General features: G+C 71.2%; 12 protein-coding genes. 5 read left to right on the forward strand and 7 right to left on the reverse strand.

Features of this window, described 5'->3' with window-relative positions:
- Positions 1-240: 240 nt before the first annotated feature.
- The 3 genes from ACIBM5_RS15450 to ACIBM5_RS15460 form a co-directional block, all read right to left on the reverse strand.
- Positions 241-1,065, reverse strand: coding sequence for an SCO1664 family protein (locus tag ACIBM5_RS15450; protein WP_396007304.1), 825 nt, complete (start codon positions 1,063-1,065; stop codon positions 241-243).
- Entirely contained in the window at positions 1,062-1,631 is a 570-nt protein-coding gene (locus ACIBM5_RS15455; protein ID WP_020551213.1) for a DUF3090 domain-containing protein, read from the reverse strand. Before ACIBM5_RS15455 ends, ACIBM5_RS15450 begins: the two co-directional genes overlap by 4 nt.
- A gap of 397 nt (positions 1,632-2,028) precedes the next feature.
- Positions 2,029-2,754: a histidine phosphatase family protein gene (locus ACIBM5_RS15460; protein ID WP_391589385.1), complete on the reverse strand. Its 726-nt coding sequence runs from the start codon at positions 2,752-2,754 to the stop codon at positions 2,029-2,031.
- Positions 2,755-3,112: 358 nt separating this feature from the next.
- Here ACIBM5_RS15460 and corA point away from each other — a divergent pair, with 358 nt between their 5' ends.
- Both corA and ACIBM5_RS15470 read left to right on the forward strand, forming a co-directional pair.
- The gene (corA, locus tag ACIBM5_RS15465) at positions 3,113-4,087 is read left to right on the forward strand and encodes a magnesium/cobalt transporter CorA (protein WP_396007305.1); all 975 of its coding nucleotides are present in this window, start codon (positions 3,113-3,115) and stop codon (positions 4,085-4,087) included.
- Positions 4,088-4,444: 357 nt separating this feature from the next.
- Positions 4,445-5,068, forward strand: coding sequence for a hypothetical protein (locus tag ACIBM5_RS15470; RefSeq protein WP_391589387.1), 624 nt, complete (start codon positions 4,445-4,447; stop codon positions 5,066-5,068).
- A 244-nt stretch (positions 5,069-5,312) separates the two neighbouring features.
- On the opposite strand, the gene ACIBM5_RS15475 is transcribed toward ACIBM5_RS15470, so the two are convergent.
- A complete protein-coding gene (locus tag ACIBM5_RS15475) occupies positions 5,313-6,362 on the reverse strand; it encodes an LLM class F420-dependent oxidoreductase (RefSeq protein WP_391589388.1) in 1,050 nt (349 codons plus the stop codon).
- A gap of 457 nt (positions 6,363-6,819) precedes the next feature.
- Between ACIBM5_RS15475 and ACIBM5_RS15480 the strand changes: the two genes are divergently transcribed.
- Complete coding sequence (locus tag ACIBM5_RS15480; protein WP_396007306.1) at positions 6,820-7,800, forward strand: aldo/keto reductase; 981 nt, start codon at positions 6,820-6,822, stop codon at positions 7,798-7,800.
- A gap of 2,404 nt (positions 7,801-10,204) precedes the next feature.
- Here the strand turns inward: ACIBM5_RS15480 and ACIBM5_RS15485 are convergent.
- Positions 10,205-10,501: a hypothetical protein gene (locus ACIBM5_RS15485; RefSeq protein WP_396007307.1), complete on the reverse strand. Its 297-nt coding sequence runs from the start codon at positions 10,499-10,501 to the stop codon at positions 10,205-10,207.
- Between the two features lie 1,977 nt (positions 10,502-12,478).
- Between ACIBM5_RS15485 and ACIBM5_RS15490 the strand changes: the two genes are divergently transcribed.
- Positions 12,479-14,320 (forward strand): helix-hairpin-helix domain-containing protein, encoded by a 1,842-nt coding sequence (locus tag ACIBM5_RS15490; protein WP_396007308.1) that lies wholly within the window; start codon positions 12,479-12,481, stop codon positions 14,318-14,320.
- A gap of 757 nt (positions 14,321-15,077) precedes the next feature.
- On the opposite strand, the gene ACIBM5_RS15495 is transcribed toward ACIBM5_RS15490, so the two are convergent.
- Together ACIBM5_RS15495 and ACIBM5_RS15500 are read right to left on the reverse strand one after the other, a co-directional pair.
- Positions 15,078-15,668 (reverse strand): SUKH-4 family immunity protein, encoded by a 591-nt coding sequence (locus ACIBM5_RS15495; RefSeq protein WP_396007309.1) that lies wholly within the window; start codon positions 15,666-15,668, stop codon positions 15,078-15,080.
- 892 nt (positions 15,669-16,560) lie between these two features.
- Positions 16,561-17,661: an ABC transporter ATP-binding protein gene (locus ACIBM5_RS15500; RefSeq protein ID WP_396007310.1), complete on the reverse strand. Its 1,101-nt coding sequence runs from the start codon at positions 17,659-17,661 to the stop codon at positions 16,561-16,563.
- Between the two features lie 115 nt (positions 17,662-17,776).
- Between ACIBM5_RS15500 and ACIBM5_RS15505 the strand changes: the two genes are divergently transcribed.
- Positions 17,777-18,092, forward strand: a 316-nt coding sequence (locus ACIBM5_RS15505) for a hypothetical protein (RefSeq protein ID WP_396007311.1), incomplete at its 3' end; no start/stop codon positions are given.

Below are 18,092 nucleotides of genomic sequence, written 5' to 3' on the forward strand. Positions count from 1 at the left end.
GTATGAGACTAACGTCCGCGGGGGCGGAAGATCTTCCAGGGTTGGCGGACTAATTTCCGCGTCTTTGCCGAACGACATACACGGTCTCGGGCGCCGGCGATCGGGTCTCGGCGCCGGAGTGGGGCCGGGACCGGCCCGGGTGGGCCTCGCTCGCACCGTGCCGGAGGCGCTCGCGCCCTTCGGGCAGGACTCGGCCGACCCTGCGTGCGGTCGTGCGTCCGGCCGTGCGTCCGGCCGGGTTCAGATCGGCGGCCAGGGGATCACGTGTCGGCGGCCGTCCGGCTGCGGCAGCCGGTTCTCGGCGAGCAGGACCCGCACCCGTTCGCGGGTCGCGGCCACCTCGTCCGGCGTGATCAGCTCGGCCAGCCGGACGCCGAGCGGTCCCGCCAGGTCGGCCGCCAGCGAGGTCAGCGCCTCCCGCGCGGTGTCCGGCAGCGGCTCGCCGGCCCAGCCCCACAGCAGCGTGCGCAGCTTGTCCTCGACGTGGAAGCAGATGCCGTGGTCGATCCCGTACACGTGGCCGTCGGGACCGGGCAGCAGGTGGCCGCCCTTGCGGTCGGCGTTGTTGATCACCGCGTCGAACACCGCGATCCGGTGCAGCGCGTCGGCGGCGGCGTGCACGAGCAGGGCGGGCTGCTCCTTGCCCTGCTCGTCCGGGACGACCACGCGCGCGATCGGCTTCCAGGCCGGACCCGGGTCCACCGCGGGCAGGATCGCCACCGGCTCCGGTTCGTCGTCGGCCGGCTTGTGGTCGATCCACAGCTGGCACATGCCCGCACCGTACGGCCCTTCGCGGAACACGGTCGTCGGCACGATGTTCCAGCCGAGCGCCTCGGACACCTCGTACGCGGCCACCTCGCGCCCCGCCAGCGTGCCGTCCGGGAAGTCCCACAGCGGCCGCTCGCCCGCCACCGGCTTCCACACGCACGGCAGGGATATCCCGTCCAGTGTCGCCATGCAGTACAGCGTCGCGTTGGAGGCGTCCTCCAGCCGCGCCTGCACCGTCAACGCGCCCCGGCGCAACAGCTTCGGGACGGCCGCGGCGTCGAGAACCGTGTCGGTCAACGCCGGTATCCGTTGGCGCGCGGGCAGATGTGACCCTCGGGGTCCATCGGCAGTCCACAGAACGGGCAGGCGGGCCGGCCCGCCGCGACCACGAGCAGCGCGCGCTTGGCGAACGCCCGGGCCTGGCCGCCGGTGAGCCGGACCCGGAGCAGCGGCGGGCCGTCCTCGTCGTCGTCATCGCCGAGCAGGGTGTCCTCGGGCGAGTCGTCGTCGGGCACCTGGGCCTGCGCCTCGACCACGAGCCGCTCGTCGTCGGCATCCCACGCGAGCGCCATGGTGCCGACCCGGAACTCCTCCAGGATCGGCGGCAACAGCGGGCCGGAGTCCTCCAGTTCGGCCGGCGTCACGGCGGGCACGGCGGTCTCGCCGCCGGTGCGACGAACCAACTCGTCGAGCAATTCGTCGACGCGTTCGGCCAGGACGGACACCTGGGTCTTCTCCAGGGCGACGCTGGTGACGCGGCCGGCGGCGGAGGCCTGGAGGAAGAAGGTTCGCTGGCCGGGCTCACCTACGGTGCCGGCGACGAACCGCTCCGGGGGGTCGTACAGGAAGACCTGGCGGGGCACGAGCTGCTCCGTGTTTCTGTCGAGAGCGGGACGGGGGTGGGTGGCGGTGCCGGTGGCCGGCGGTGATGCTGCCGGCGGTGGCGGTGCAGGCGGTGCTTTGTCGGTGCTTTTCTCGGTGGTCTGTCGGTGGGGCGGGTGGTGCTCGATGGACTCGGGGGTGGTCCGTCGGGCGGTCGGGACGTCGGTCGGGTGGTCGGGTGGGTCGGTCGGGCCGGTGGTGCGGCGGGTGTGGATCGGGCGTGGACCCGAGGTGGGTCCCGCACGGTTGTATCCGCCGGGTCCGGGGCGGTATTCCCGAGTGATCCTGCCCGTTCCTGCCGGGTTCGATCTTGTCCGGGTGTTCCCGCCGGTCGGGGTCGGCGAGGGCGTGCGGGGGGAGTACGCCCTCCCAAGCACCCTACGGCGCGCCGGCTCCACCGCCCACCACCGCGTCACCGGACCCCGACGCGTGGCGCCCGTCGGGCGGCGGCAACAGGCCGGCCACCGATCCGCCCGTGTCGTTGAGCCGGCCGACGCTCGGCCGCTGCTCGCCGTACGTGATCACCGTGAGCGAGCACGGGTCGACCTGGATCCGCTGGAACAGGTCCAGGTGCATTCCGAGCGCGTCCGCGACCAGGGCCTTGATCACGTCGCCGTGCGAGCAGACCAGGTACATCGCGTCCGGCCCGTGCTCGGCGGCGATCCGCTCGTTCCATTCCCGCACCGCGTCCACGGCCCGGGCCTGGGTGGTGCGCAGCGCCTCGCCGCCGGGGCCGGGGAAGGTGACCGCGCTCGGGTGGTTCTGCACGGTCTTCCACAGCGGTTCCGCGGCAAGCTTCTTCAGCTCCTGCCCGGTCCAGTCGCCGTACCGGCACTCGCCGACCCGCTCGTCCACCTGCGCACCGGCGTCCAGCGCGAACTTGGTGCCGAGCCGGGCCGCCAACACCGCCTCCGAGGTCTGCCGACACCGCTCCAGCGGACTGGTCACCACGGCCGCGAGCGGTACCTCGGCAATACGCTTGCCGAGCGCCGAGGCCTGTTCCTCCCCGCGCTCGTCCAGGAACACCCCCGGCGTCCAACCGGCGAGCACTCCGGTGGAGTTGGCCGTGGTCCGCCCGTGCCGAACAAAGAGCACCGTCGTCATGGGTGTAAGCCTATGCGTCGGCCCGGGACGGGCGGCTGCCGGTCGGGGGCGGGTGGCGCGGGGCGGGCGTGCTTCGGCGTGGCGCCGCGGGCGGTGTTCCGGATCGGGTCGGTGCCCGCGGCCCGGGGGCGGCTCGACTCGCCGTGCTCGCGACGGCGGCTTGCTCGTACCGTCGTCCCCGCGCGTGTGCCCGCCGCGGCCGTGCCGGCGTGCCTCGATGTGCGGGCCTTCGAAGGTGCGCCCACGCGGCCGACCCTGCTCGCGGACGCGGTCGGCGGCCCGGACCCCGCCGCCCTGGCCGCGGTGCGCCCCGGCGAGCTCGGCTGTCCTGTCGACGGGCAGCCGGCAAAATGGCCCGGTGATCGTCGACTGCGCCATTTATACCAACGGCCACCGGACCCAGGGTCCCGCCGACTTCTCGGATGCGCTGGACCAGGCCCGGCGGGTCGGCGACTCGTTCCTGTGGATCGGGCTGCACGAGCCGACGCCGAGCGAGTTCGATCTGGTCACCAGCGAGTTCGGGCTGCATCCGCTCGCCGTCGAGGACGCGCTGCACGCGCATCAGCGACCCAAGCTGGAGACGTACGACGACTCCGTCTTTCTCGTCCTCAAGACCCTGCACTACTACGACGAGACCTCCTCGGTGGAGACCGGCGAGCTGATGATGTTCGTCGGCGACTCGTTCGTGGTGACGGTCCGTCATGGGCCGGGCGCGGAGCTGAAATCCGTCCGGCGTCGGGTCGAGAAGCAGCCCGAGCTGCTCAAGCACGGCCCGGGCGCGGTGATGTACGCCGTCGCCGACGCCGTCGTGGACGCCTACCTCGCGATCGCGGGCGAATTGGAGACCGACCTCGAGGAACTGGAGGCACGGGTCTTCTCACCCAGCCGGGAGAACGACGCCGAGCGGATCTACCTGCTCAAGCGCGAGGTCCTGGAGTGCCGCCGTGCCGCGCTGCCGCTGATCGAGCCGATACGCAAGCTGGCCACGGCGGACGTCGCCTTCGTGCCCGCCGAGACCCGGCCCTTCTTCCGCGACGTGGCCGACCATGTGACCAGGGTCACCGAACAGATCGAGTCCTTCGACCGCCTGTTGTCCGACGTGCTCGGCGCGCACCTGGCGCAGGTGGGTGTCCGGCAGAACGAGGACATGCGCAAGATCTCCGCGTGGGCGGCGATCTTCGCGGTGCCGACGATGATCGCCGGGGTTTACGGCATGAACTTCGATCACATGCCCGAACTGCGATCGGTGTGGGGCTATCCGGGGGCGCTCGCCCTGATGGTGTGTTCGTGCGTCGTGCTGCGTCGCATGTTCCGCAGGAGTGGGTGGTTGTAGCGCCGGTCCGCGGGCATCGGACGTGTTCTTCGATGTGGCGTGGCCTGCGGCGTGGTGTGGGGTGTGGCGCGCGGTGTGGCCTGCGGCGTGGCCTTCGTTGTGGGCTTCGGTGAGTTGTTTCGGCCTGTCGTTCGGCGCGCCCCTCGGGGTGCCTTGGCGTGTCCCGCGACGTGCCCTCGGCGTGTCCTTTGGGGGGTGCGGTCGTTGACCCATGTACCGGCCGTGGCGGGGATGCACTGGACTCCCCCGCCGCGGCCTGATTTCGATCCGTGATCGATCAAGCGGTGGACGCCGGCACCGCCCACGCCGGACTCTCGTAGGCTTCTGCTTGTACAGACGCGGCGGAAGCAGGTGGGGATGTTCGGCAAGTCGGGCAGGCAGCGCACATCGGGTACGCGCCCGGCCCAGGTTCCGGGGGCCGGAGCCGCCGGGGCCGACTGGTCCTCGCATACCCAGTTGGAGGACGCGGTCCGGTCCTACCTGCTGCATCCGGACGTCGCCCTGGAGGCGCTGGGCTCGGTGCTCGGCCGGCGACCGGTACGCGGATTCACCCTCGAACGCGTCGTGGACATCAACGCGAACGGCACCTCGGTGTGGCAGGAGGCCGCGGTCTGCGACGACCGACGGCTCGTGTTGTGGCACAGCGAGGACATGACCGACCCGTCCGCGCCCGGCGGCACGGTGTTGGATTCCTCCGTGCAGGTGATTCCGCTGGGTTCGGTGTCGCACGTCGGGATACGGACTCTGGTCGGCACCGACCACGACGGACGACGGCAACTACGCGGCGCGTTCGTGTTCCTGGCCACGCCGACCCTCCAGGAGGTGGCCACCGTGCGCGGCGAGGACGGTGCGTCCACCGGGCGCTTCCGGCAGGAGGCGTACCGGTTCAGCAAGTCCCTGGAGGACGGCGGACCGGGCCAGATCCGCCGCCTCCTCGAATTCGCCGAGGTGATCGCGGCACGGGTGCCGGGGCCGCGCTGACTGGTCGGCCGGTCGGCGGGCTCGGAGCGTGGGTCTGTCGCGGCGGTTGTGGCTGCGGTTGTGGCTGCGGCTGCGGCTGTTGGTGCTGCTGCCACTGTTGCCGTTGTTTTTGGTGGTGCTGTTGAGGTCATTGCCGTCGCCGCCGTCGCCGCCGTCGACGGCTCCGGCCCGGCTGCGATGGTCGAGTCGAGCCGGGCCGGGTGGGTCGGGTCGGGTCGGGTCGGGCCTTGGGCCGGCGGACCTGCTAGGACCCCGTGCCGGACAGGTCCAGGGCCTCGGCGGCGATCCGGAGTGCGGCAACCCGCTCGTCCAGGGTGGTGCCGTTCGGAGCGATCGTCAGCGTCGTCACACCCGTGTCGGCGTACGCCTGCATGCGCTCGGCGATGCGTTCCTTGCCGCCGAGCAGGCTGGTCTTGTCGATGAAGTCGTACGGGACGGCCGCGCCCGCACCCGCGTAGTCCTTGGCCAGGAACTTGTCCTGGATCTCCTTGGCTTCGGCCTCGTAGCCCATCCGGACCGCGAGCCGGTTGTAGAAGTTCTGGTCCCTGCTGCCCATCCCGCCCACGTACAACGCCGCGTAGCCGCGCACCTGGTCGGCCGCCTGCCGCGGGTCGTCGCCGACCACGAGCGGGACGGTGGGGACGACGTCGAAGTCGGCCATCGCCGAACCGGCCTTCTCCCGGCCCGCGCGGATGTGCTTGAGCGATTCCTCGGCGTGCTCCGGGGCGTAGAAGACGCCCAGCCAGCCGTCGGCGATCTCGCCGGTCAGTTCGAGGTTCTTCGGGCCCACCGCCGCGATGTACAGCGGGATGTGCTCACGCACCGGGTGCACGGTGAGCTTGAGCGGCTTGCCCGGACCGCCGGGCAGCGGCAGCGTCCAGTTGGCGCCCTGATGGTCGACCCGCTCACGGCGCATCGCCTTGCGAATCACCTCGACGTACTCGCGGGTGCGCGCGAGCGGCTTGTCGAACTTGACCCCGTACCAGCCCTCGGACACCTGCGGCCCGGACACGCCCAGACCGAGCCGGAACCGGCCGCCGGAGAGCACGTCCAGCGTCGCGGCGGTCATCGCGGTCATCGTGGGCGTCCGGGCCGGGATCTGGAAGATCGCCGAGCCGACGTCGATCCGCGTGGTCTGCGCGGCGACCCAGGACAGCACCGTGGCCGCGTCCGATCCGTAGGCCTCCGCGGCCCAGCAGACGGCGTAGCCGAGACGGTCGGCCTCCTGCGCCACCGCCAGGTTGTCGGCGTCGTTGCCGGCACCGAAGTAACCGAGGTTGATACCGAGTCGCATATTCGCGGACCCCCTGCTTGTTGGACGTGGTTCGAACCGATTCGAGGCGGTTCGACTGGTGGTGGGTGAAGTGGTGCGGTGTTGTGCAGTGTGGTGCGGCGTGGTGCGTGCGTTGCGGGTGTTGCGGTGTGGTGCCGTGGTGTTGCGGTGCCGGGTGCCGGGTGCCGGGTGCCGGGTGCCGGGTTGCCGGGTTGCGGTGCCGCGGAGGTGTCGGCGTACGTAGTGCGATTTCGTGCTTGGCGGGGTTCGTCGGGTGAGCCGGCGTGGTGTCGGCGTGGTGTCCGGGTCCGGAGGCGTTCGTGGTGCCCGGATGGGCGAACGATCCGGGTGGGTCGAGCAGGTTGCCTCGGCCGACCATACCGCGTGTCCTACCCGCCGGTAACCTGCTCGGACGCCATACCGCCGAACGGCCCCGCCACCGCCGGCACGGGGGAGGGAACGGCTAGTCTCCCGTGCCATGGAGCAGCGACATCTCGGCCGCACCGGCCTGCGGGTCTCCCGCATGGGCCTGGGCACCATGACGTGGGGACGAGACACGGACGAGCACGACGCGGCCGACCAGATGAAGGCATATCTGGACGCCGGCGGCAACCTCGTGGACACCGCCGACGTGTATGCGGACGGCGAGGCCGAGTACATGATCGGCCGACTCCTGGACGGGTACATCCCCCGCTCGGAACTGGTCATCGCGACCAAGGCCGCGAGCGTCCCGTACAGCGAACGCCGCTTCGACGGCTCGCGCGGACACCTGCTCCAGGCCCTCGACCACTCGCTGGCCCGCCTCGGCACCGACCACGTCGACCTGTGGCAACTACACGCCTACGACCCGTCGACGCCCCTGGAAGAGACCCTGCACGCGCTCGACCTCGCCGTCACCAGCGGCCGGGCCCGCTACGTCGGCGTCTCCAACTTCTGCGGCTGGCAACTCGCCAAGGCCGCCACGTGGCAATCCGCCGCCCCCGGCCGGGTCGTCGTGGCCAGCACCCAGATGGAGTACTCCCTCCTCCAACGCGGCATCGAACGCGAGGTACTGCCCGCCGCCCTCGACCTGGGCGTCGGCCTGCTCCCGTGGTCTCCACTCGGCCGAGGCGTCCTGACCGGCAAGTACCGTCACGCCATGCCCGCCGACTCCCGAGGCGCCTCCGCCCACATGGGCCCCTTCGTCGCCCCCTACCTGGACGAGCACTCCCGCCGCATCGTCGACGCCCTCGCCACCGCCGCCGACGGCCTCGGCGCCGCCCCCATCGAAGTCGCCCTCGCCTGGGTCCGCGACCGCCCCGGCGTGGTCTCCCCCATCGTGGGCGCCCGCAACGCCACCCAACTCCGCGCCTCCCTCGCCGCCGAAACCGTCGTCCTCCCCACCGAAATCCGCTCCGCCCTCGAAGACGTCTCCCAACCGATGACGGGCTACCCGGACCACACTTGGAGCCAGGCTTAGGGGCGGCGCGTAGGTCGGGGCGAAGCGCCGGGGGCTGGGCGGCGGGGGGTCTGGCGGGTCGGGGGTCTGGCCGGCCGACCGGCCGGGGGCGCCGAGGCCTGGTGGCGGGGGCGGACTGGGCCGGGCCGGTCGGGGCCAGGTGGCGCGAGGGGGGTGGGCCGGGCGGGCCGGCGGGCCGGGGGCCGGGCGGGCCAGCGGGCTTGGTGGGCCGGGCCGAGTCGGGTGGGGCCGAGCTGAGTCGGATGGTCCTTGCGGGGGCTTGGCGGGTCGAACGGGCCGGCGCGTGGGGCCGAGCCGGGCGGAGGCGAGCCGGGTCGGATGGTCCTTGCGGGGCTTGGCGGGTCGAACGGGCGAACGGGCCGGCGGGCGGTACGAGGCGAGCCGGGTGGGCCGAGTCGGGCCGGGGGCGGTCAGGTCGGTGAGTGGGTCGACCCGGGGTGGGGCTGCGGCGGGACGGGCGCGGAGGCCAACTCTGGGCGGACGGCGGGTTCGTGGCGCAGGCGGGGCGAGTGGCCCGGTGTGGGCGTGGCGTGTGGGTGTGGGCCGGCCCCGGTCGGGAGGCAGATTCGTGGAGCCGGGCGCGGCGTCCGAGCGGGCCGGCAGGTCGGAGAGTCGGTCGACCGTGGTGGGCGAGTGAGCCGGCGTGGGCGTGGCGTCGCGGGCGTGGGTCGGGGCTGGTGGGGAGGCGGTTTCGTGGAGCCGGGGGCGGCGCGGTGAGTGGGCCGGCCTGGGCGCGGCGCGGCGTCTGCGGCGGGTCGGCGAGTCGGTCGACCTTGGGTGGGCGGCGAGTTCGCGGCGCAGGCGGGGCGAGAGCCCGTGTGGGCGTGGCGTGGCGTCGCGGGCGTGGGTCGGGGCTGATGCGGCGGCGGTTTCGCGGAGCCGGGGCGGCGCGGTGAGTGGTCCGGCCTGGGCGGGTCGGCGAGTGGGTCGACCGTGGTGGTGCGGCCGGTTCCCGGCTGGCGGGGCGAGTGAGCCAGTGTGGGCGTGGCGTGGCGTGGCGTCGCGGGCGTGGATCGGGGCTGATGGGGAGGCGGTTTCGTGGAGCCGGCGCGGCGCAGTGAGTGGGCCGGCCTGAGCGCGAGGTGGCGTCCCAAGTGGTCGGCGAGTCGGGTGAGGTCCTGGTCGGGAGGCGGATTTGCGGCAGATGATGAGGATCTGCGAAAACGGCCAGGCCTGCTCTTCGTTCCCCACTTGCTTGAACGCTCAGCAAGGTACGGGAGCCGCCCGACGGTTGAGGGTCGGGGCCGTGCCGGCCGGTCAAGGGCGCCTTCGGCTGCCGCTGACGCGATGGCTACGCCACCCTGGACAGTCCGACCCGACTCCTGGAAGCGCGGGTTGTCGGGCGGCTCCCACGGTCCGGCGTCCGATCCCAGGTCAGGGGCCTGCGGGTGGGGAATCGAGGTGGGCAACTCTGTCCCGACCCCCAGTAGGGGGTGGGGAGATTCAACGAGCCTCATCACAGGCGGAGCGACTGTGCCGGCGCGGGCGTGGGTCGGCTCTGGTCGAAAGGCGGTTTCGAGGAGGCGGGCGCGGCGCGGTGAGTGGTCCGCCCTGGGCGCCGCGTCGCGGGGCGGGTCGACGAGTCGGTAGACCTTGGGGGCGGCGGGTTCGCGGCGCAGGTGGGGCGAGTGAGCCGGAGTGAGCACGGCGCGGCGTGGCGTCGCGGCCGCAGGTCGGCGAGTGGGGCGACCCTGGTGGGGCGTGGCGGGCAGGTCGACCCGGCTGAAGTCGCAACGCTGCGGCGCGGATGGAGTACGTGATGCCGGTGGAGCAAGTGGTGGTGTGGCTGAAGCCGGCGGTGCGAGTGGAGTGGACGCAGCGAGCGGTGTGAAGGGTGCAGGCGGGGTGAGCGGGGCGAGAAGTGCGAAGCAGCGCGGGTGATACGAGTAGTACGGGCAGTGTGGGTGGTGCGAACAGTGTGGGTGACGTGAGTGGTGATGGTACGGGAGCGGATGGTACGGGCGGTGCAGGTGGAGCGGATGGTGTGGGCATGAACGGCGACGACTTGGCCGGCGGCGCGGAGGGCGCGGCCCAGGATCCACTCGCGTCCCAGTCCGAGGCCCCTACCGAGGGTCGAGTGGAGCCTGGGCCCGGGGACCGTGAGGGCCAATCCGGTGTGTCAGCCGAGGGTCGAGTCGAGTCTGGGCTCGGGAAACGTGAGGCCCTATCCGGTGTGTCAGCCGAGGGTCGAGTCGAGCCTGGGCTCGGCAAACGTAAGGCCCTATCCGGTGTGTCAGCCGAGGGTCGAGTGGAGCCCGGGCCCGGGGACCGTGAGGGCCAACCCGGTGTGTCAGCCGAGAGTCGAGTCGAGCCCGGACGTGAGGACGGCGAGGGCCGTTTCGGGACGCCGGCCGAGGGCCGCGTCAAGCCCGAGGGCAAGTACGATGCGGACCGTTCCGGAGTGTCAGGCAGGGGGCAAGTCGAGGTCGGTCGCGAGGACGTTGGGGGCCGTTTCGGCGCGCCGGCCGACACCGACGCCGACGCCGACGTCGGGCGCAAGGACCGCAAGGACCGCAAGGACCGCAAGGATCGTTCCGGAGCCGACGCCGGAATGGACGGTGGTCGCGAGGACCACACGGATCGCGTAGGCGGTGCCGGGGCTGCGGCCGAGGCCGGGATGGGCGGCGGTCACGAGGACGGTAAGGGTCATCTCGGGGCGCCGGCCGACGCCGATGTTGGCGTCGGCGTCGGCGTTGCGCACGAGGACCACACGGATCGCGACGGCCGTTCCGGGGCTGCTGCCAAGACCGGGACCGACGCCGGTCGCAACAACCGCGAGAGTCGTCTCGGGGCGCCGGCCGAGGCCCGAGTCGAGGACGGCCCGAAGGATGGCGAGGGCCGGTCCGCGGCCCCGGCGACACCGAAGACCATCGAGCCCGCCTCCCCGATCGCGCAGGCAGGCTCGATCGGTACCTCCGATAGCCGAACGAAGCCCGACCCGGTGGCCCTCCTGCGCGACCAACTCGCAAGATTGGCGCGCGGCGAAGCGCCAACAGTCGTCGGCGGCGTGGCCCATATCGACACCCCTCAGTCGGACGGCGCCGAGCGTGCCCGCCGACGTACCGCACTGGCTGCCGAGGCCGCCGAGGCCGCCGAGGCCGCAAAGGCGGCAGCCCTTGCCGCCGAAGCCGCCACCAGTGCGGAGACCGGCCTGGAGCCAGAGCCCTCGGTCACCAACTCGTCGGAGCCCGACGAGGAGAGCACCGCTCTCGCTCCCCGCTCGGTACGCGACATCGAACTCCCACCCAGCTCGGACAACGAGAGCACCGCTCTCGCCACGTCGGGTGATACCGACCCGACGCCGTCTACGTCTCCGCCCGCCACCAGGTCGTTCGCCGCCCCGACTCCGAGCAACGAGAGCACCGCTCTCGCCGCCCCGGGCGATGCGGGCCCGACGCCGTCCACGTCCGCACCCGCCGAAGCCGCGTCGTTCGCAACCTTGAACCCGAGCGCCGAGAGCACCGCTCTCGCGGGGTCGGGTGATGCGACCCCGCCATCGGGAACGATCGACGAGGCAGATTCGGCGACTGCACCAAATCCGGACCCCGAGAGCAGTGCTCTCGCCGTTTCGAAGCTCGCGAGTCCGATGCCGGTCGCCAGTGCGGATGAGGCATCGGACGCGACGCCGGCCCCGAAAGCCGAGAGCACTGCTCTCCGTAGTCAGGATCCGACGCCCTCAACGTCATCTGCCACTGCCGACGATGGGTCGATCGCGCCGCAGAACCCGGACGCCGAGAGCACTGCTCTCGCCAGGTCGGGCGAAGCAGGCCGGGCGTCGGCTACGGGAGCAGATGATGCGTCGGCGGCGGTGCCAAGCGCGCATGCCGAGAGCACTGCTCTCGCCGCGGACGTCGCCAGCCCAGCCGCGACCTCGGCGGGCGACGCCCAATCGCCCGGAATGCCGAATCCGAACATCGAGAGCACTGCTCTCGATGCTCGGGAGGCCATCAACCCAACGTCGGCCGCGGCCGACGACGCCGAACCCGAGGCGATGCCGAATCAAGGTGCCGAGAGCAGTGCTCTCGCTGGTCCGGTGACTAGCGGCAGCGCGCCGCAACGGGATCGCGAGAGCGCTGCTCTCGCCGACCGGGGTAGCGCGGTTGTGTTGACGGGGTCGAGTGCCGAGAGCAGTGCTCTCGCGGACCGGGGTACCGCGGTTGCGTCAACGGCATCGAGTGCGGAGAGCGGTGCTCTCGGTGTGTCGGCAGGCGGTCGGTCGATGGCGGAAGGTTCGGTAAGCGAGAGCGGTGCTCGCGCCGATTCGATCGACGCGGGTGCGTCCCCGCAGCAGCGGGATGTCGAGAGCAGTGCTCTCGCGGACGGGGGTACCGCGGTTGCGTCAACGGCATCGAGTGCCGAGAGCGGTGCTCTCGGTGTGTCGGCAGGCGGTCGGTCGATGGCGGAAGGTTCGGCAGGCGAGAGCGGTGCTCGCGCCGATTCGATCGACGCGGGTGCCTCCTCGCATCGAGATCGCGAGAGCGGTGCTCTTGTCGGTGGGCGTCATCTCGGTGGTGGGGCCGGCTCGGGTGGGGAGAGCGGTGCTCTCGATGGAGAGCGGTGGCAACCAGCGGGGCGGGCGCAAGCGCATGTCGGCCCGGCCTCGGACGGCGGTGCCGCCCGGCGGAGTTCGCCACGGGGCGACGGTGGGGCTGCCGGCGGCAGTTGGGTGGGCCCCGGTATGGGATCCTCACCGGCCGACGCCACGCCGCCCGCAGCGGCGCCGGCCACCCCGACCGACCAGGCCCGGCGACCCTTCGCCGACGTGGTCGCGGATGTCGCCCGACTCCTGACCGCCGCAGGTGCCCCCGAGCGCATGGCCCCTCAGGTGGCCACCGCCCTGGGCAGTGAGGCCGCAGAACTGTTGGCGGCAGACCCCTGGGCCCTACTCGCAGTACCGGGAATCGCCCCCCAACAGGCCGACCTGCTCGCCCGCGGAGCCCTCGGCGCCCGCTGGGCCGCCGACGACCCCCGTCGTGTGCGCGCCATCGTGTTGTGGTTGCTGCGACGGGCCGCCCGGCAGGGCGATACCGCGATCGAGGCCGACGCCGCGCGTGCCGCGCTCGCGCATTTCGAGGTGAGCGACCCGGACACGGCGCTTCGGGCCATACTCGCCGAGGGCCGCGTGATGGCCTTCGCCGCTGCCCCGTCCGGACCGCGCGAGAGCATCGACGACGTCGACGAACTCGGCCAATCCGACCACGACTTCGAGGCGGATCTCGACGACGACTTCGAGGACGACTTCGAGGAACCCGACGAACTCGCGGCCGTCGGTGGTGTCCTGCTCGCCCTGGACGACTACGCCCTCGCCGAGGAGGCCATCGCCGAAGCGGTCGTCCGGCTGCTGTCGACGGTCGAACCATGGCCGGAGATCGGCGACACCAAGCTCGACCGTGCGCTGGACACGAACGGGGTTCTGCTGTACGCCGCAGGCCCCGGCGAGGAACCCCCGACCGCAGTCCTGAACGTCGCCGCGCACGCTCGGGAGGCCGGCCTGCGGGTGGCCGTCGTCGCACCGACCATCGACGGCCGGGACCGGCTCGGTGCGGGCACGATCGGACTCCGGGAACTCGCCGCGATGGAGCGCGGTCCGGACGGCACCCTCGAACTCGACCTCCTCGTGGTCACCGACGCAACGCTCCTCGACGTCACCGCCGCCGCCGCGATCTTCGAAGCGGTACCGGACGGCGCCAGGCTTCTCCTCGCCGGCGATCCGGCGGGGCTCGAATCGACCGGACCGGGACGGGTGTTCACCGATCTCGCGGCGACCGGTACGATCCGCGCCCTGGTTGCTCCGACCGTCCCCGAAGGTCCGCTGGAGGCACTTGCCGACGGGATTCGCGACGGTCGCCTGCCTCCGATCCAGGACCCGGAGCGCCGCGCGGTACTGATCCCGGTCCGCACCGGAGAGGAGGCCGCCCACCGGTGTGCGCAGTTGGTCTGCGACTCGATTCCGCGTGCGATCGGCATCGCGGCGCGGGACGTACTCGTGGTCGCTCCGCTCGCAACCGGCCCCGCCGGCGCGACCGCGCTGAACGCGGTGCTCAAGGCAAGGCTCAATCCGAGCCCCGAACCAGGTCCCGGGGCCGGGAGTTCGGCTCGTCAGGACCAGGGCGCGGTTGGAGCGATCGACGTCGGCGACTGCGTCATTCGGGCCACGCCCGACCCAAGTAGCGGTGTGGTTCGAGGCGTTGTTCGCGATGTGCTCTCGGATGGCCGAGTTGTGGTGGCGTTCGGCGTCGCTGCTCCCGAAGCGATCCACCGGACCGAGTTGCGCCACGGTTGGGCCTTGACGGCCCGTCAATCGCTGGGCGTCCGCCGCCCGGGAGCGGTGGTCGTACTCCCGTCCGAAGGCGCCGACGCCTACACCCGAGCCCTCGTGTACACGCTGATCACCCGAGGCGCACAGCACGTCTCGATCGTCCACGCGGCCGGCCCGGCCCTTGCCGCTGCGGTGGCCGCCGACCCGACCCGTCGGCGAACCACCCACCTTCAGCAGGCGATGCGGGAGGCGATGAACTGAGCCGGAGCCCTGACGCCGCGTCCGAGACCGCCTGAAGCGACCGCTCGGACGCGGCTTCGGCCAAGGCTTGGAGGGCGGCAGACCCCCCATTCGGTTCGGTACGAGTCCCTGCGGCGGGCTCGGGATGGTGTCGCTCCTTGGCGCGCCGACGCCGCGGCTGGTCGTTGCCCACCGGCGGCTGTTGGGCATGGGTGGGACTCGGCTTGTCGTGCGCCGATGGGGCAGCCGACTGTGCGTTGGGGCGGGGAGAGCCGGCCGGTGCGATTGTCCTGGGCGGTCGGCCCGGGGAGTTGGGCAGGATGCCGAGTTCCGTTTCCCACCCGCCGATTGCGCGATCGCCGACCGGTTGCCGTGGTCGGACGTGGCTGGCCTCGTTGCGGAGCCCCGGCCCCAGGCGCCCTGATCGGGCCGGTTGCGCGGTTGCCCGGCTGCCCGGCTGCCGAGATGGTGCGGGGTTCGGCGTTGTGCAGGTGCGCCGTTCGCCGCGCGATGCTCGAATCCGTGCACTCGGTGAGCAGCCGACTGGTCGAAGGCTCCATTGGGCTTTGGCTATTGGCGATGCGGCGTCCGGACCTTGGCCTCGGGGACGGACGGATGTGTGCCCCGTCAGGGCGTTGTCCCATGTCGCTCGCGGCAAGCCGTTGTCAGCCTTCATCATCACGGCGTGTACACGATCGCGCACGACTCCCTTGACGACGCCGATGCGTTCTTCGGCTGTCCCCGCCGGGCATGACTCGGCGAGTGATTGCCGGGGAGGTCAGGCCGAGAGGTGGTCGAACACGCTTTCCCAGAAGGGGGAGTTTCGCACCTCGGGTTCGATTGCGGCCATGTGGACGCGGAGTTCGGATATTGCCGCGTGGCGGATCTCGTCGTCGTCGGTTTCGAGGGCATCGCGTCGTTCGACGACCAGGCCCAGGAGTACGGCGAGCGTCGGCAGCGAGGAGGTGGCGATGCCTTTGTCGCCGTCGCCGTGGTCCCAGCCGGACGGATCGTAGTGGTTGATCTCACCGAGGTCGGTGTCGAGCATCAATTGTTGGTCGAAGTGGATGCCTATCGTGAAGCAGAAGTTCTCGGGCGGCGAGTCGTCGTCCGGATAGCGGCGACCGTACAGTTCGTCGGCGTCGAACAGGTATGGCTCGTCGGCGTCCCGTAGGTGCGTGGAGTCGAACTCGACGAGGTCGATCGCGACAGCGGGAAAGCCGGTCGTGGTGAGGAAGTTGCGAGTTTCGCGGTCGGTCAGTTCTGCGGGAAGGTCGGCCTCGTGCGGCCGCCAGAGCGAGCCGCTGCCGAATCGGGCTTCCAGCCATGCGGCGTCCGGGACCCGAGGCGTTTCGTTGGCTGCTTTCATCGGTGTCTGAACCCCCTGTGCTCCGTTCTCGCATCCCAGTCAATCGCACGGTTGCGGCGGTGGTTGCAGGTGGGGCAGCGCGGCGCGGGCAGGGCGGGGACGCTTGCCGGGCGAGGCGGGCGCAGCGGGCGTAGATGGTGGGGATGGTGCTCGGGTACGGAGCGGGAGGGCGAGGGGCTCGCGAGTAGTGACGTGTAGGGCCGGGTGTGTGGGCGGTGGTAATTCGCAATGCAGTGGTGACACCGGCCGGCCTCGGTCCGGTGGTGCTTGTTGTGCGTGATGGCTGCGGTGGCGGGAGCTGCGGGTGTGCCGGGTATGGCGAGCATCACGGCGATGTCGGATGCGGAGAGCAGTGCTCTCGCGGGCAGGGACCGCCTTGGGCGCCACTTACGGCCGAAAGCGAGAGCCTGCTCTCGAATCTGGGTCGGATTTTGATAGCTGGGGAGAGACCCGAGAGCAGTGCTCTCGTCGTCTGAGATCGCCGCGGTGGGGCGTTGCCTGGCGGTTGGTTGACTGGTTCGTTGATTGATTGATTGATTGATTGATTGATTGGTTGTGGTGTCGTGAAGTGACGGAGAGCGGTGCTCTCGTTGCGGTGGATCGGCCTGAGGCGGTTTCGGAGCAGGACTGGAAGGCCGGGTGGTCCCGGAGGCCCCGGCGAGTCGGGCCGAGGCAGTCCGTCCGGTTTGAGATTGGTTCGGGTTCGGATTCGGGTTGGGTTGGTACCGCGCCGGGCCAAAGTTTGCGCGAGAGCAGTGCTCTCGGTTTGGCGCGCTTCCCCGGGGCTGCGGTGTGGGCGTCGGCGCTGCGAGGTTGTCTCGGCGGGTGGATGAGGATGTGGGTGCTCGGGCGCTGGGGAGCGCAGGTGCCGTGCCGGGAGCGTGCCGGGTCGTCAGTCGGCCAGGCGTTCGCCGGTGGACGTCGAGAACTTGTGAATCTCGTCGGGGCGTGGGGTGAGGTACAGGGTGTCGCCCTTGCGTGGGACACGGTCGCCGGGGACGCGGACTACCAGGGTGGTGGGGGTATCCCCGACCTGGGTGGCGGTGCCGTATACGTAGGCGTCGGAGCCGAGTTCCTCGACCACGTCCACCGTGATGGCCAGTCCGCGCGCCTCCGTACCGGACGCAACCTCCAGGTGCTCGGGGCGGACGCCCACCGTGATCCGGTCCGCGTTCTCCGCTCGGGCGGTCTCGTGCGCCTCGCGGGTGAGCGGGACCAGGACGTCGCCGAAGCGGATGCCGTCCTCGGTCAGGTCCGTGTCGATCAGGTTCATCGAGGGCGAGCCGATGAAGCCGGCGACGAATACGTTGATCGGGCGCTCGTACATCTGGCGCGGAGTGGCGACCTGCTGGAGGATGCCGTCCTTGAGTACGGCGACGCGATCGCCCATGGTCATCGCCTCGACCTGATCGTGCGTCACGTAGACGGTCGTCGTCCCCAAGCGCCTTTGCAGTCCGGCGATTTGGATGCGGGTCTGAACTCGGAGCTTGGCGTCGAGGTTGGACAGCGGCTCGTCCATCAGGAATACGCGGGGTTCGCGGACGATCGCACGACCCATCGCGACGCGCTGACGCTGGCCGCCGGAGAGGGCCTTCGGTTTGCGGTCGAGATATTCGGTCAGGTCGAGAATCTTCGCTGCCTCGATGACTCGACGGGAGATCTCTTCCTTCGATTGGTGTGCGATCTTGAGCGCGAAGGCCATGTTCTCGGCCACCGTCATGTGCGGATAGAGCGCGTAGTTCTGGAACACCATTGCGATGTCGCGTTCTTTGGGTTCGAGGTTCGTGACGTCGCGGTCACCGATGTGGATCGCGCCGGAATTCACGTCCTCCAGGCCGGCGAGCATGCGCAGAGCGGTGCTCTTGCCGGAGCCGGACGGGCCGACCAGGACGAGGAATTCCCCGTCCCCGATTTCGAGCGAGAGCTCGTTGACGGCGGGCTTGTCGCCCTTGGTGTAGCGGCGGGTGGCCCGGTCGAAGGTGACGGTAGCCATGGTGTCGTTGCCCCTCACCCGGCAGGAACGTGCCGGACGGTCCGAGGTAGTGGGGGCATCAGCGTGCCGGTCGCGGAGCGGTACCGGATCGGGGCGCGCGGGGCGTATCACCCACGTGAGTGACGCCCCCTGCGCCAAGCGGCCCGCGCGGCACGCTCTTGTGGCGTACGGACACGAGATCAATGGGCGACCGTACGCTGACGCTGACGCTGACGCTGACGCTGACGCTGACGCTGACGCTGACGCTGACGCTGACGCTGACGCCGACGCCGACGCCGACGCCGACGCCGACGCCGACGCCGACGCCGACGCCGACGCCGACGCCGACGCCGAACCCGAACCCGAACCCGAACCCGAACCCGAACCCGAACCCGAACCCGAACCCGAACCCGAACCCGAACCCGAACCCGAACCCGAACCCGAACCCGAAC

Origin of the sequence: Embleya sp. NPDC050493, assembly GCF_044458105.1 — a bacterium.
Classification (GTDB): Bacteria; Actinomycetota; Actinomycetes; order Streptomycetales; family Streptomycetaceae; genus Embleya.

What these genes read in the sequence shown, in the direction of transcription:
- ACIBM5_RS15460 (WP_391589385.1), bottom strand. Translation starts at nt 2,754, where the DNA reads ATGACGACGGTGCTCTTTGTTCGGCACGGGCGGACCACGGCCAACTCC.
- ACIBM5_RS15470 (WP_391589387.1), top strand. Translation starts at nt 4,445, where the DNA reads ATGTTCGGCAAGTCGGGCAGGCAGCGCACATCGGGTACGCGCCCGGCC.
- ACIBM5_RS15475 (WP_391589388.1), bottom strand. Translation starts at nt 6,362, where the DNA reads ATGCGACTCGGTATCAACCTCGGTTACTTCGGTGCCGGCAACGACGCC.
- ACIBM5_RS15480 (WP_396007306.1), top strand. Translation starts at nt 6,820, where the DNA reads ATGGAGCAGCGACATCTCGGCCGCACCGGCCTGCGGGTCTCCCGCATG.
- ACIBM5_RS15490 (WP_396007308.1), top strand. Translation starts at nt 12,479, where the DNA reads ATGGGATCCTCACCGGCCGACGCCACGCCGCCCGCAGCGGCGCCGGCC.
- ACIBM5_RS15495 (WP_396007309.1), bottom strand. Translation starts at nt 15,668, where the DNA reads ATGAAAGCAGCCAACGAAACGCCTCGGGTCCCGGACGCCGCATGGCTG.
- ACIBM5_RS15500 (WP_396007310.1), bottom strand. Translation starts at nt 17,661, where the DNA reads ATGGCTACCGTCACCTTCGACCGGGCCACCCGCCGCTACACCAAGGGC.